The 13,256-nt window shown below is 64.1% G+C and carries 11 protein-coding genes; 2 read left to right on the forward strand and 9 right to left on the reverse strand.

Annotated elements, in window-relative coordinates; all coding sequences use genetic code 11:
• Positions 1–170: 170 nt before the first annotated feature.
• The 9 genes from AC5O5I_RS16730 to pedF form a co-directional block, all read right to left on the reverse strand.
• Positions 171–1,898, reverse strand: a complete 1,728-nt coding sequence (locus tag AC5O5I_RS16730; protein ID WP_494511186.1) for a PAS domain-containing hybrid sensor histidine kinase/response regulator — start codon at positions 1,896–1,898, stop codon at positions 171–173.
• The gene (ercA, locus tag AC5O5I_RS16735; RefSeq protein WP_172286163.1) at positions 1,882–3,045 is read right to left on the reverse strand and encodes an alcohol dehydrogenase-like regulatory protein ErcA; all 1,164 of its coding nucleotides are present in this window, start codon (positions 3,043–3,045) and stop codon (positions 1,882–1,884) included. Before ercA ends, AC5O5I_RS16730 begins: the two co-directional genes overlap by 17 nt.
• Before the next feature lie 113 nt (positions 3,046–3,158).
• Positions 3,159–3,230: a pyrroloquinoline quinone precursor peptide PqqA gene (pqqA, locus tag AC5O5I_RS16740; RefSeq protein WP_003253598.1), complete on the reverse strand. Its 72-nt coding sequence runs from the start codon at positions 3,228–3,230 to the stop codon at positions 3,159–3,161.
• 201 nt (positions 3,231–3,431) lie between these two features.
• Positions 3,432–4,952: an acetaldehyde dehydrogenase ExaC gene (exaC, locus tag AC5O5I_RS16745; RefSeq protein WP_172228138.1), complete on the reverse strand. Its 1,521-nt coding sequence runs from the start codon at positions 4,950–4,952 to the stop codon at positions 3,432–3,434.
• A 126-nt stretch (positions 4,953–5,078) separates the two neighbouring features.
• Positions 5,079–6,866, reverse strand: coding sequence for a PQQ-dependent alcohol dehydrogenase PedH (pedH, locus tag AC5O5I_RS16750; protein ID WP_172286162.1), 1,788 nt, complete (start codon positions 6,864–6,866; stop codon positions 5,079–5,081).
• A gap of 264 nt (positions 6,867–7,130) precedes the next feature.
• Entirely contained in the window at positions 7,131–8,063 is a 933-nt protein-coding gene (locus AC5O5I_RS16755; RefSeq protein WP_494511187.1) for a quinoprotein relay system zinc metallohydrolase 1, read from the reverse strand.
• A 40-nt stretch (positions 8,064–8,103) separates the two neighbouring features.
• Positions 8,104–8,865, reverse strand: coding sequence for a quinoprotein dehydrogenase-associated SoxYZ-like carrier (locus AC5O5I_RS16760; RefSeq protein ID WP_494511188.1), 762 nt, complete (start codon positions 8,863–8,865; stop codon positions 8,104–8,106).
• A gap of 147 nt (positions 8,866–9,012) precedes the next feature.
• On the reverse strand, positions 9,013–9,888 hold the full coding sequence (locus AC5O5I_RS16765; RefSeq protein ID WP_172228146.1) for a substrate-binding periplasmic protein: 876 nt from the start codon (positions 9,886–9,888) through the stop codon (positions 9,013–9,015).
• 5 nt (positions 9,889–9,893) lie between these two features.
• Positions 9,894–10,355, reverse strand: a complete 462-nt coding sequence (gene pedF / locus AC5O5I_RS16770) for a cytochrome c-550 PedF (RefSeq protein WP_172228148.1) — start codon at positions 10,353–10,355, stop codon at positions 9,894–9,896.
• A 253-nt stretch (positions 10,356–10,608) separates the two neighbouring features.
• Between pedF and exaA the strand changes: the two genes are divergently transcribed.
• Both exaA and AC5O5I_RS16780 read left to right on the forward strand, forming a co-directional pair.
• The gene (gene exaA, locus AC5O5I_RS16775; protein ID WP_172228150.1) at positions 10,609–12,504 is read left to right on the forward strand and encodes a quinoprotein ethanol dehydrogenase; all 1,896 of its coding nucleotides are present in this window, start codon (positions 10,609–10,611) and stop codon (positions 12,502–12,504) included.
• Positions 12,505–12,567: 63 nt separating this feature from the next.
• Positions 12,568–13,227, forward strand: coding sequence for a pentapeptide repeat-containing protein (locus AC5O5I_RS16780; RefSeq protein ID WP_494511189.1), 660 nt, complete (start codon positions 12,568–12,570; stop codon positions 13,225–13,227).
• Positions 13,228–13,256: the final 29 nt, after the last annotated feature.

Here is a 13,256-nt window from a genome sequence, read left to right on the forward strand (position 1 = left end):
GGCTTGCCGGCGATGGGCCGCAAAGCGGACCTAATTTCCTAACTGACTGGCATTCAACGCTGCCCTTGCAATGGCAGCGTGTAGCCCGCCAACTATGTAATTCTCACTTATTGTGGCTTAAATCGTAAAAACGAACGTAAGCCACAATATATTGGATTTAAAAAATTGCTCTAGCCCAGCAACTGGCTCAACACCGCACGCAATTTCCCCGGTTTCACCGGCTTGTTCAGCAATGGCGCGCCGAGCTTCTGCAGGGCCCGCCGACACTGGTCGCTGCGGTCGGCAGTGATGATCACGGCAGGAATGGCAGCGGCAAAATGCTGCCGTAAATGCCTGACCACCGCGCATCCGACCACCCCGTGATCGAGGTGAAAATCCGCCAGGATCAGTTCCGGTGCCCTCCCCTGCAAGGCCTGCAGCGCGCCTGCCTGGTCCGTCGCGGTGACCACCTCGCAGCCCCACTGCTCCAGCAGCGCGCCCATGCTTTCAAGGATGCTCACTTCATTGTCCAGCACCAACAGGCGGCGGCCCGGTAGCGGGTCGCCAGCGCTGGGTTGCGGTACAGCCTGCTGAACGGCCTGCGGCATGTGTGCGCCAAGCGGCACTTCGATGCTGAACACCGAACCCCGCCCCGGCCACGAGCGTACCTCGATGCGATAGCCGAGAATCCTGGCGATGCGCTCAACGATGGCCAGCCCCAGGCCCACGCCTTTGCGATCGGCGGCGCGACCAACGTCCAGCTGGTTGAACTCGAGGAAAATGGCCTGCAGCCGGTCCTGCGCAATGCCCCGGCCGCTGTCCCACACCTCCAGCCGCAAATGCTCGCCACGGCGCCGGGCACCCAGCAGGATACGGCCCTCGTCGGTGTAACGGCAGGCGTTGCTGAGGAAGTTGCGCAGGATACGGGTCAGCAACCGCAGGTCGGTGCTGATCGCATAGCCACCCACCCGCGCGCGCAGTTTCAACCCTGCAGCATCGGCCACCGAACGGAACTCCGAAACCAGCGGCGCAAACAATTCGTCGAGGCGGTACAACGCCACGTCAGGCTTCACCGCTGCCTGGTCCAGCCGGGAGATATCCAGCAAGTCGGTCAGCAAGTCTTCGGCGCCCTCCAGGGCCTGATGGGTACGCTCGACAAGGACGTGCTCCGCCTCAGGCAATGGCCGTTCACGCAGGGTCGAGATCAGCAGGCGGGCGGCATTGAGCGGCTGCAGCAGGTCGTGGCTGGCAGCTGCCAGGTACTTGTCCTTGCTGCGGTTGGCGGTTTCAGCGGCATCGCGGGCGTCGCGCAAGGCGCGGGCGATCTGTTTGCGCTCGGCGATCTGCTGCTGCAGGTTGCGGTTGGCCTCCAGCAGCTCGTCGGTGCGTGCCGCAACCCGCTGCTCCAGTTGGTCGTTGAGCTGCTGCAGGTGCTGCTGGGCCAGCTTGCGCTCGGTGATGTCGGCGACAAACCCCTCCACCAACCCTTCCTGGCCAGGTTTCAGCAGCAGGTTCATCAGCACATCGAGATGGCTGCCATCTTTGCGCCGCAAGCGGGTTTCGTAACCGTGCAGGCTGCGGTCGCGGGCAAGGATGGCAGTGATCGCCTGCAGCTCTTCGGCACCGCCGTCAAACAGGTTGCTGGCCAGGTCCGTGAGGGAAAACAGCACGGCTTGCGGGTCGTCGTAGCCCAGCATGCGCGCCAGCGCGGGGTTGGCGGCACGCATGCCGTCTTGCAGGCTGGCCTGGAAAATCCCGTGCACGGCGTTTTCGAACAGCCATTTATAGCGGTTGCGCTCGGCCTCCAGCTCGTCGAGGCGCGCGGCCAGCTCCGGGTAATGGCTTTTGCGCGCCGAGTGGTCGCCCAGCCCCAGCAGCCCGGCCAGCGCCCGTTGCTGGTCGTCAGAGGGCCTCGCCATAGACCACCTCGACATCTCGCTGGCTCGACGTGCGGGGGTTGGTGAGAATGCACGGGTCATCCATCGCATGCTGCGACAGGAACGGGATATCGCAGGTGCGTACCCCGTGCAGGCCCAGGGTTTCCTGGAAGCCGATGGCGTGCTTCAGTGCAATCAGGTGCTCCACCAGGCGCCCGCAGATCTGCCGGTGGTTGAGGCCACGGCAGTCGATGCCGAACACTTCGGCAATCACCTTGAAACGCTCCGGCGCCGAGCTGTAGTTGAACGCCACCACGTGCTCCACCAGTACCGCGTTGCACAGGCCATGGGGCAAGTCGAGAAAACCGCCCAGGCTGTGCGACATCGCGTGCACCGCGCCCAGAATCGCGTTGGAGAACGCAAGCCCTGCCTGCATGCTGCCCAGCATGATTTTCTCGCGCAGGCCGATATCAGTCGGGTTGGCGATCATCTCCACCAGATTGCCGTTGATAAGCCGCATGGCTTCCAGCGCATGGGGGTCGGTCAGCGGGCCATGGCCGGTGGAAACGAAGGCCTCGATGGCATGCACCAGCGCATCGATGCCGGTGCAGGCCGACAGGAACGGGTCCATGCTGAGGGTGGTTTGCGGGTCGATCAGCGACACATCCGGCACCACCGCCTTGCTGACGATGGAGAACTTCATGCGTTCCTGCTGGTTGGAGATGATCACGAATTGCGACACGTCCGCCGAGGTGCCTGCAGTGGTCGGGATCAGGATCAGCGGCGGGCTGGGCACGCGGATCATGTCGACGCCTTCGAATTCGAGGATGCTGCGCCCGTGGGCGACCACGATTCCAATGGCTTTGCCGCAGTCCATCGGGCTGCCGCCGCCCACGGCAACGATCACATCGCAGTGGTTCTGCCGATAGATTTCGGCGCCGAGCATGACTTCTTCGACCCGTGGGTTGGGCGATACGGCGCTGTACAGGCAGTAGTCGATGCCCTGGGCCTGCAGGCTGGCTTCCACGTCGGCTACCCAGCCGGCGGCGATCACTCCGGGGTCGGTGACCACCAGTACCTTGCGCGCGCCGAAGGTCTTGGCGTAATTGGCGACGTTGTGCCGGCAGCCGGCACCAAAGATGATTTCAGGCGAAACGAACTTGCGAAGCGGGCTGAAGCTCTGGCTCATCGGAAAGCCTGTTTTTATTGTTCTGGAAGGTAACCGCCAGCGTAAAGCATCCCGCCGCGAAAGCAACCAGACCGCTGAAGATCCGGCCACCGCAGTGATGGCCGGACAGACCATCAACGATTGGCGAAATACATCGTAACTTCGAAGCCAATGCGCAGGTCGGTAAAGGCGGGTTTAGTCCACATGGGGCAGTCCTCTTCTTGTGCCGGGCGATTCCGGTAGTGGCATTAATGCATGGAGGGCGGCGGGGGCGAATGCTACTTTGGAACGAGTTTGCGGGGGGCGTTGGTATCAACATGTCCGGCCTCTTCGCGGGTAAACCCGCTCCTCCAAGGGATACCCGTTCCCTGTAAGAGCGGGCTTACCCGCGAAGAAGGCGACGCGGTTTAGAAGAAGCCCAACGGATTGATGTCGTAGCTCACCAGCAGGTTCTTGGTCTGCTGGTAGTGATCGAGCATCATCTTGTGCGTCTCACGCCCCACGCCGGACTTCTTGTAGCCACCAAACGCGGCATGTGCCGGGTACAGGTGATAACAGTTGGTCCACACCCGCCCTGCCTGGATCGCCCGGCCCATACGGTAGGCGCGGTTGATGTCGCGGGTCCACAGGCCGGCGCCCAGGCCGAATTCGCTGTCGTTGGCGATGGCCAGTGCTTCGGCTTCGTCCTTGAAAGTGGTCACGCCCACCACCGGGCCGAAGATCTCTTCCTGGAACACCCGCATCTTGTTGTGGCCCTTGAGCAGGGTCGGCTGGATGTAGTAACCGCTGGCCAGGTCGCCTTGCAGGCGTTCGGCGGCGCCACCGGTGAGCAGCTGCGCGCCCTCCTCCCGGGCAATCTCCAGATACGAAAGAATCTTGTCGTATTGCTGCTCCGACGCCTGTGCCCCGACCATGGTCTCGGTATCCAGCGGGTTGCCGCGGGTGATCCTGGTAATCTTCTTCATCACCTCGGCCATGAACGGCTCGTAGATCGACTCCTGGATCAGCGCCCGCGACGGGCAGGTGCATACCTCGCCCTGGTTGAAGAACGCCAGCACCAGCCCTTCGGCGGCCTTCTCGATGAACGCGGGTTCGGCCTGCATGATGTCTTCGAAAAAGATGTTCGGCGACTTGCCGCCCAGCTCCACGGTAGACGGGATGATGTTTTGCGCCGCGCATTTCATGATGTGCGAGCCCACCGGGGTGGAACCGGTGAAGGCGATCTTGGCGATGCGCTTGCTGGTGGCCAGGGCCTCGCCGGCTTCACGGCCAAAGCCCTGGACAATATTCAATACGCCCGCCGGCAGCAGGTCGGCGATCAGTTCGGCAAAGATCGTGATCGACAATGGCGTCTGTTCCGCCGGCTTGAGCACCACGCAGTTGCCGGCGGCCAGCGCCGGCGCGAGTTTCCAGGCGGCCATCAGCAGCGGGAAGTTCCACGGGATGATCTGCCCGACCACGCCCAGTGGTTCGTGGATGTGATAGGCCACGGTGCCTTCGTTGATCTCGGCGGCGCCGCCCTCCTGGGCACGAATGCAACCGGCAAAATAACGGAAGTGGTCCGCCGCCAGCGGCACGTCGGCATTCAGGGTTTCGCGCACCGCCTTGCCGTTGTCCCAGGTTTCGCTGACCGCCAGCACTTCCAGGTTCTGCTCGATCCGGTCGGCAATTTTCAGCAGCATCAGGGCACGGTCCTGCACCGAGGTCTTGCCCCAGGCAGCGGCGGCAGCGTGCGCGGCGTCCAGCGCCCGGTCGATGTCCTGGGCGGTGGAGCGCGGGAACTCGGCAATCGGCTGGCCATTGACCGGCGAGCTGTTGGTGAAGTACTGGCCAGCCACCGGCGCGACGAACTCGCCATTGATGAAATTGCCATAGCGTGGCTTGAAGGACACGACGGCGCCTGGGGTTCCGGGTTGTGCGTAGATCATGCTGAGCCTCTGCGGGTCGATGCCTGTCCGGCGACAGGCGATGCAGCGATAGTAGAAAGCCCCGCCTGCCAGACGAATGCATCGTTGGCAGCGGGGCTCTCGTCATTTGGTAGTAGGGTTCAGGCTTTACGGCGTGGTGCTTGCCGTTTGCTGCAGTTGCTTGGGCAGCTTGAAGGTCCAGAGCATGCCGCCCTGGTTGAAGTCCTTGACCCGTTTGGCCACTTCACCCCCCCACAGCGGCACCGCGCCGCCCCAGCCGGACACCACCGAGACATACTGCTCGCCGTCCATTTCCCAGGTCACCGGCGAGCCGAGCACGCCGGAGCCGGTCTGGAACTCCCAGACCTTGTCGCCGGTTTTGGCGTTGAACGCCTGCAGGAAGCCTTCCGGCGTGCCGGTGAACACCAGGTTGCCCTTGGTGGTCAGCACCCCGCCCCACAGCGGCGCGTAGTTCTTGTGGCGCCACACTTCCTTGCCGCTGATCGGGTCGATGGCGCGCAGCACGCCGATATAGTCTTCGTTGAGCGGCTTGATGGTGAAGCCGGCGCCGAGGAACGCCGCACCCTTCTTGTAGGCGATGCCCTCGTTCCAGATGTCCATGCCCCACTCGTTGGACGGCACGTAGAACAGCCCGGTGTCCTTGTTGTAGGCCATCGGCATCCAGTTCTTGGCGCCGAGGAACGCCGGGGCGACGAACACCGAGCTGCCCTTGGCCTCGCTGCCGGGGGCGCCAGGGCGGCTGGCGTCGTTGTAGATCGGCCGGCCGTCCTTGTCCAGGCCGGTGGCCCAGGTGATCTTGTCGACAAAGGGGAAGCCGCGGATGAATTTGCCGTTGGTGCGGTCCAGCACGTAGAAGAAGCCGTTGCGGTCGGCCGTGGCGGCGGCCTTGACCTCTTTGCCGGCGTCCTTGTAATTGAACGAGATCAGCTCGTTGACGCCATCGAAGTCCCAGCCGTCATGCGGCGTGCTCTGGAAGTGCCACTTGATGGTGCCATCGTCCGGGTTCAGCGCCAGGCGCGACGAGGAATACAGGTTGTCGCCAGGGCGCAGGTGCGAATTCCACGGCGCCGGGTTGCCGGTGCCGAACAGGATCAGGTTGGTTTCCGGGTCGTAGTAGCCGCCCAGCCATGGCGCGGCGCCACCGGTCTTCCACAGGTCGCCGGGCCAGGTCTTGCCGGCCTCGCCCCCGGAGATACCGTTCTCGATCGCCTTGCCGTCCTTGTACACGTAGCCCATGTGCCCTTCGACCGTAGGGCGCATCCACAGCAGCTCGCCGTTTTCCGGGTTGTAGGCCTGGATCTTGCCCACCACGCCAAACTCGCCGCCAGCGACGCCGGTGATCAGCTTGCCGTTGACGATCATTGGCGCGGCGCTGATGGAATAGCCTTCCTTGTGGTCGGCGACTTTCTTGCTCCATACCACCTTGCCGGTGTCCTTGTTCAGCGCTACCAGCTTGGCGTCCAGGGTGCCGAAGAACACCAGGTCGCCGTACAGTGCCACGCCGCGGTTGATCACGTCGCAGCACGGGCGGATGTCATCGGGCAGGCGCGCATCGTACTGCCACAGCTTTTTGCCGGTACGGGCGTCCACGGCAAACACCCGCGAATAGGAGCCGGTCAGGTACATCACCCCGTCCTTGATCAGCGGCTGCGCCTGCTGGCCGCGCTGCTTCTCGCCGCCGAAGGAAAACGCCCAGACCGGCCGCAGCTCCTTGACGTTGTTGGCGTTGAGCAGGTCCAGCGGGCTGTAGCGCTGGCCCTGCACGCCCAGGCCGTTGGTCACGATCTGCTGCGGGTTCTCAGGGTCCTGGAGGATCTCTTCGTTGCTGACAGCGGCGTGGGCCGCGCCGGCAAGCAGCATGGCGCTGAGCACCAGGCTCACGGCGAAAACAGGACGGCGTGGGGATCGGGTCATGACGGCTACCTTTGGTTTTTTGTTGTATCCGGGAAAATTTCCCGGTGTGCCGAGAATTCTTGGTTGCGACCTGCTCACCGACAATTGCCCGCAGTGCGGAGTTTTCTAGTTCGTTGGTAGCAGCTACCCTGCGCGGTCCTCTGTAGGAGCGGCCTTGCGTCGCGATGGGGCGCGCAGCGGCCCCGGCAATCTTGCATGATGCGCAAATTTTGGGGCTGCTGCGCAGCCCATCGCGACGCAAGGCCGCTCCTACAGGGGACCGCGTCAGGGTTTGGTATCGACGCGCTGGAGTTGTTGTCGCTCGTAGCGGGGATAAAGGTGGCTGACACTGCGAATCAGCTCATAACGCGTCAGGCTGATGCCGGCAAAGCGCTCGGGGATGGGGCTGCGGATCACCTCGGCCATGTCATCGCCACGCGCCGCGCCGTCGCGCATCAGCCCATCCAGCCAGCCCAGGTAATCACGCATCTGCACAAACGGCCGCGCATCGCTGGCCACCGGACCGTGCCCGGGCACAAGCTGCTTCCAGGGCAGGGCTTGCAAGGTGTCCAGGTCCTTCAGCCACACATCCAGCCCCGGGCTGTTAGGGGTGGTCAGCGCCCGTTCATAGAACACCAGGTCACCGGCGAACAGCACGCCAGTCTTCTCATCGAGAATTGCCAGGTCGGCACCGGTATGCCCACCCAGCGCCAGCAACCGCAGCCGATGCCCGCCCACTTCATGGACGCCAGGTTCCAGCACCCGGGTCGGCAGCACCACCTCGGTGCCCCGCATCCAGTCGCCCACCAGGCGGTACATGTTTTCGGCCATGACCTCGCCCTGCTGGCGCAACAGGTCGCCAGTGCCGGCCAGGGCGCCAATGGGTACATCGGCGAAGGCCTGGTTGCCCAGCACATGGTCGGGGTGATGATGGGTCAGCAACACTTCCAGCACCGGCTTGTCGGTGGTGGCAGCGATAGCCTGGCGCAAGGCTTCGCCATAGCGCTTCGACGGCCCGCTGTCGATCACCACCACACCGCTGTCGGTGACGATGAACGCGGTGTTGACGATATTGCCGCCATTGGCCTTGGCAAAGTTGTCGGTGCTGCCTTCCAGCAGCCAGGTGCCCTGGGCGATCTGCCGGGGTATGAGGCGGTAATCCAGGTCCGCATGGGCCGGCAGCCCCAGGCACAACAGCAACAGCAGGATCCAACGCATGACGGCGCCTCCGGGCAGGGGGTTAACTCAGGCAACGCGCTCAGGGCACCGCCGCTTCGAACTGGTTGCCGCTGTTGTCTTGCAATAACAGGCGGGTCGGCCCAGTGCCCTGGATATCGAAACCCAGGTTGGGGTTTTCGCTGACTGCCGGGTACAGTTCCAAGCTGGCCATGCGTTGGCCGTCCGCGTCTTGCAACTCGGCATGGTTGAGAAAGAATTCGGGAATACCGCTGACCAGGCCGTTGTCCATCGGGTGGGCCACCTGCAGGCGCAGGCGGCTGCTGTCGCCACGCGGGTAGCGCCCGCCCAGGACCTCGCCGAGGTGCTCCTCCCAGCCGGGCTGGGTGCGGACCACGCTGGGTGCGGTACAGCCACCGCCGGCGGCATCGATCAAGGTCGAGCCGACATGCCACAAGCCGTCACGTGTCAGCACCGCAGCGCGCAGCGGCGTGGCCTGTTCGATGCGGATGCGGATCGACAACCACGGCAGCACGCGCTCGCCGGGCTGGAAATCGACAATCCGCGGTAGCGGGTTGAGCTCGGCCCAGGCGAGGATGCGCACCACCTCGCCGGTAAACGCCCGGGCGTCGATTTCCAGCGGTACCTGGCGCGCGTCCTCGGCAAAGGGCGGCGCCAGCAGCTTGACCCGGTCATCGAAGACGAATGCCGCCTGGCCGAGCAGCTGCTTGTGGTAGAAGTCCCACATGACCGAGGGTACCGGGTCCGGCTTGGCACTCGGTTCGCCGGCCACGACTGCCCAAGGCATCCAGCAGGCCAGCAGTAACGTTACTCGCCAGTTCATCGGCCACTCCTTGATGAAACCGTTATCCATTGAGCCGGCATGGTTAATGTGGGAGCGGGCATGCCCGCGAATCAGGCAGCGCGGTGGATGGCACGGGCTGCGCCCGTGTTCGCGGGCGCGCCCGCTCCCACAAAGGTGCTGCAAGCACTATTGATACATTTCCGGAGTCTGGTAGCGCAGGCCGTAGTTGGCATAGATGGCTTTCATCCGCCCATCCCGGATCAGCGCCTCTAGCGCCTCCTCCACGGCATACGCCAGCTGCCGGTTGCTTTCATGCACCGCCATGCCAATTTCCCAGGCCTGCTTGCCAAGCTTCGGGTAGGCGTTTTCCGCCAGAACCAGTTGGGGGTCGGCCGCCTGGTGCAACTGCCAGTCCACCTCCCCGCGCATCGCCATCACCGCGTCTACCTGGCCGGCCTGCATCGCGGCAAACGCCTGCTGCACAGTGGGGTAATGATGCGTCCTGGCGCTGAGCATGCCGTCGAACACCGAGGTCAGGTAAAACGATGGCACGCTGTCCACTTCCACCCCGATGGGGTGCTGCTGGAATACCGCGACGCTGGCCACCGAGGCCAGCCGACGGCGGTCGTAGGCGACCTGCCAGCGTTCTTCCTGATAGGGGCCGAACATCACCACCTGGGCGTTTTCCAGTTCGCCCAGTTCGTTGCGCTTCTGCGCATAGGCATGGTCGTAGGGCACCCGCATCATCAGGTCGGCCAACTGCTGCTGGCGCAGCGGGCTGCCGCGCCAGATATAGTCGCGCAAATCGTCGTCGAGCTTTTCTCCGGGCGGTGCCCAGATCAACTGCAGGCGCACGCCCAGGGCCGTGGCCAGGGCCTGTGCCAGCTCTACATCGACGCCGCGCGGCTGGCCGTGGTCGTCGAAACTGTAGGGGGCGAAATCCTTGTACACCGCCACTTTCAGCTCGCCGGCGGCGATGATCGCGTCGTAGTTGCGCACCTGCGCCTGGGCCGCCGCGCAACACAGCAGCAGGCCACCCAACAGCACTGCCAGCAGACGCATGGCCGTCACTCCTCGACGTGCACGCTGTCCAGGTAGGTGCGCACCGCCCACAGGGCCTCCTGGCTCAGATAGTCAGCCATCTTCGGCATGTACACCCGGCCGTCACGCACCGCGCCATGGCGTACCCGCTCGACGAACCACTCATCGCCGGCGTCGCCCACATCGAGCAGGCGCAAATCCGGGGCAATGCCGCCAGACTTGGCTTCCAGGCCATGGCAGGCCGCGCAGTTCTGGTTGTAGGCCGAGGCGCCGATTTCCACGGCCTTGTCGTGCTCGGGCGAGGCACGGTACGGGTTGACCGCCGCCCAGCCGTCGCCGTCCAGGCTCACCCCGGCGTCCTTGATCGGGGTCAGGCCGTTGGTCTCCACTGCCTGCGGCACCACGTTGCCATGGGCCCACGCGGTACCGCTCAGCACGGCGCCAAGCAGCAGCCCGGCAGCCAGCAAGACATTGCGTTCTGTTGTCATTGTTATGCCCTCACCATTGCACGCAAAGCCTCAACCACAGAGGCTGTGCCGCCATCTTAGAAACAGCCCGCAGGCAGCCGAATGCTGCTTTGGTGGCCGGGCCTTCCTCCCTTGGTAGTAGGGCTTGCGGCGAAGGGCCAATTGAGGTGGCGTTCGGGAACTCTTCCCGACAAGCGCGGGAAATTTTCCGTATCCGGCCACGGCCGCCCCGCCGCACCCTGTGCAGGCCAAAACTCCACAGGGAACTGCAACCATGACAATAACAACGCTACCCGCCCTTTCCCCTCTGGCCCTGAGCGTGCGGGCCCTGCTGCTGGCCGGTAGCCTGGCCCTGGGCAACCTCGCCGTGGCCGCCACTGCACCTGCCGCACCTGCCAGCAAGAACGTGACCTGGGAAGACATCGCCAATGATCACCTGACCACCCAGGACGTGCTGCAGTACGGCATGGGCACCAACGCCCAACGCTGGAGCCCGCTGGCCCAGGTCAACGACCGGAACGTATTCAAGCTGACCCCGGCCTGGTCCTATTCCTTCGGCGACGAAAAGCAGCGCGGCCAGGAATCGCAGGCCATTGTCAGCGACGGCGTGGTCTACGTCACCGGCTCGTACTCGCGGGTGTTCGCCCTCGATGCCAAAACCGGTAAACGCCTTTGGACCTACAATCACCGCCTGCCCGACAACATTCGCCCGTGCTGCGACGTGGTCAACCGTGGGGCCGCCATCTACGGCGACAAGATCTACTTCGGCACCCTCGACGCGCGGCTCATCGCCCTCGACAAACGTACCGGCAAGGTGGTGTGGAACAAGAAGTTCGGCGACCACAGCGCCGGCTACACCATGACCGGCGCCCCGGTGCTGATCAAGGACAAGACCAGCGGCAAAGTGCTGCTGATTCATGGCAGTTCCGGCGATGAATTCGGCGTGGTCGGCCAGCTGTTCGCCCGCGACCCGGACACCGGTGACGAGGTGTGGATGCGGCCCTTCGTCGAGGGCCACATGGGCCGCTTGAACGGCAAGGACAGCACCCCCACCGGCGACATCAAGGCGCCCTCCTGGCCGGACGACCCCACCACCGAAACCGGCAAGGTCGAAGCCTGGAGCCACGGCGGCGGTGCCCCTTGGCAAAGCGCCAGTTTCGACCCCGAGAGCAACACCATCATCGTCGGCGCCGGCAACCCCGGCCCCTGGAACACCTGGGCGCGCACCGCCAAGGACGGCAACCCGCACGACTTCGACAGCCTGTACACCTCCGGCCAGGTCGGGGTGGACCCCAGCACCGGTGAAGTGAAGTGGTTCTACCAGCACACGCCCAACGATGCCTGGGACTTCTCCGGCAACAACGAACTGGTGCTGTTCGACTACAAGGACAAGGACGGCAAGGTGGTCAAGGCCACCGGCCACGCCGACCGTAACGGGTTCTTCTACGTGGTGGACCGCAACAACGGCAAACTGCAGAACGCCTTCCCCTTCGTCGACAACATCACCTGGGCCAGCCATATCGACCTGAAGACAGGGCGCCCGGTGGAAAACCCCGGCCAGCGCCCGGCCAAACCGCTACCGGGTGAAACCAAGGGCAAGCCGGTGGAAGTGTCGCCACCGTTCCTGGGTGGCAAGAACTGGAACCCCATGGCCTACAGCCAGGACACCGGCCTGTTCTACATCCCCGGCAACCAGTGGAAAGAGGAATACTGGACTGAGGAAGTGAACTACAAGAAAGGCTCGGCCTACCTGGGCATGGGCTTTCGCATCAAGCGCATGTACGACGACCACGTCGGCACCCTGCGCGCCATGGACCCGAGCACCGGCAAGCTGGTATGGGAGCACAAGGAGCACCTGCCGCTGTGGGCCGGCGTGCTGGCGACCAAGGGCAACCTGGTGTTCACCGGCACCGGCGACGGCTTCTTCAAGGCCTTCGATGCCAAGACGGGCAAGGAGCTGTGGAAGTTCCAGACCGGCAGCGGCATCGTCTCGCCGCCGATCACCTGGGAGCAGGATGGCGAGCAGTACATCGGCGTCACCGTAGGCTATGGCGGCGCGGTGCCGTTGTGGGGCGGCGACATGGCCGAACTGACCAAACCGGTGGCCCAGGGTGGCTCGTTCTGGGTGTTCAAGATCCCGAGCTGGGATACCAAAACCGCACAACGTTGACCGCCTGCGGGGAGTGGCTGGCCGCTCCCCGCACCTGCCCTCATTCGCCAAGAGCCTTCTGCCATGAACTACCTGCCCTTTGCCCTGCTGCTGGTACTCGCCCCTGCCGTTGCCGTCACCAGTGGCGACGCCGGCGATGACACCCCACTGACCATCAATGGCTGCGTCATCGCCGAAGCCAGCCAGTGCCCGGGCGCCAACCTGCGCGGCGCCAACCTGGCCAACCAGGACCTGCGCAAGATGAACCTGGCCGGTGCCGACCTGCGCGATGCCGACCTGCGCCACGCCAGGCTGGACCTGGCCAATCTGGAAAAGGCCCGCTTGCAGGGCGCCAACCTGACCCGTGCCAGCCTGCAGCAGAGCAACCTGCGCCTGGCCGACCTGAGCAATAGCAGGCTGGTGGCCATTCAGGGCTGGGGCTTGTTCGCCCAGGGTGCACAGTTTGCCAAGGCCGACCTCAGCGCTGCCTATCTGCAGTTTGCCAGGCTGTCAGGGGCAAAGATGCAGCAGGTCAACCTGCAGGCGGCGGACCTGGAAATGGCCTGGTTGAGCAAGGCTGACCTGCAAGGTGCCAACCTTGGGGATGCCAACCTGCAGGAGGCCAAGTTTGGCCAGAGCAACCTGGGGAATGCCGATTTGCGTGGGGCGCGGCAGCATTATGGGAATTTTCAGGAGGCCGATATGGAGGGGTGCAGGGGGTGTCCTGACAGTTGGGATGATTGAACGGGTGGTCGTCCTGGCATTTTCTGCGC

This window comes from Pseudomonas sp. 9_2_1 (genome assembly GCF_059295275.1).

What these genes read in the sequence shown, in the direction of transcription:
- AC5O5I_RS16730 (WP_494511186.1), bottom strand. Translation starts at nt 1,898, where the DNA reads ATGGCGAGGCCCTCTGACGACCAGCAACGGGCGCTGGCCGGGCTGCTG.
- ercA (WP_172286163.1), bottom strand. Translation starts at nt 3,045, where the DNA reads ATGAGCCAGAGCTTCAGCCCGCTTCGCAAGTTCGTTTCGCCTGAAATC.
- exaC (WP_172228138.1), bottom strand. Translation starts at nt 4,952, where the DNA reads ATGATCTACGCACAACCCGGAACCCCAGGCGCCGTCGTGTCCTTCAAG.
- pedH (WP_172286162.1), bottom strand. Translation starts at nt 6,866, where the DNA reads ATGACCCGATCCCCACGCCGTCCTGTTTTCGCCGTGAGCCTGGTGCTC.
- AC5O5I_RS16755 (WP_494511187.1), bottom strand. Translation starts at nt 8,063, where the DNA reads ATGCGTTGGATCCTGCTGTTGCTGTTGTGCCTGGGGCTGCCGGCCCAT.
- AC5O5I_RS16760 (WP_494511188.1), bottom strand. Translation starts at nt 8,865, where the DNA reads ATGAACTGGCGAGTAACGTTACTGCTGGCCTGCTGGATGCCTTGGGCA.
- AC5O5I_RS16765 (WP_172228146.1), bottom strand. Translation starts at nt 9,888, where the DNA reads ATGCGTCTGCTGGCAGTGCTGTTGGGTGGCCTGCTGCTGTGTTGCGCG.
- pedF (WP_172228148.1), bottom strand. Translation starts at nt 10,355, where the DNA reads ATGACAACAGAACGCAATGTCTTGCTGGCTGCCGGGCTGCTGCTTGGC.
- exaA (WP_172228150.1), top strand. Translation starts at nt 10,609, where the DNA reads ATGACAATAACAACGCTACCCGCCCTTTCCCCTCTGGCCCTGAGCGTG.
- AC5O5I_RS16780 (WP_494511189.1), top strand. Translation starts at nt 12,568, where the DNA reads ATGAACTACCTGCCCTTTGCCCTGCTGCTGGTACTCGCCCCTGCCGTT.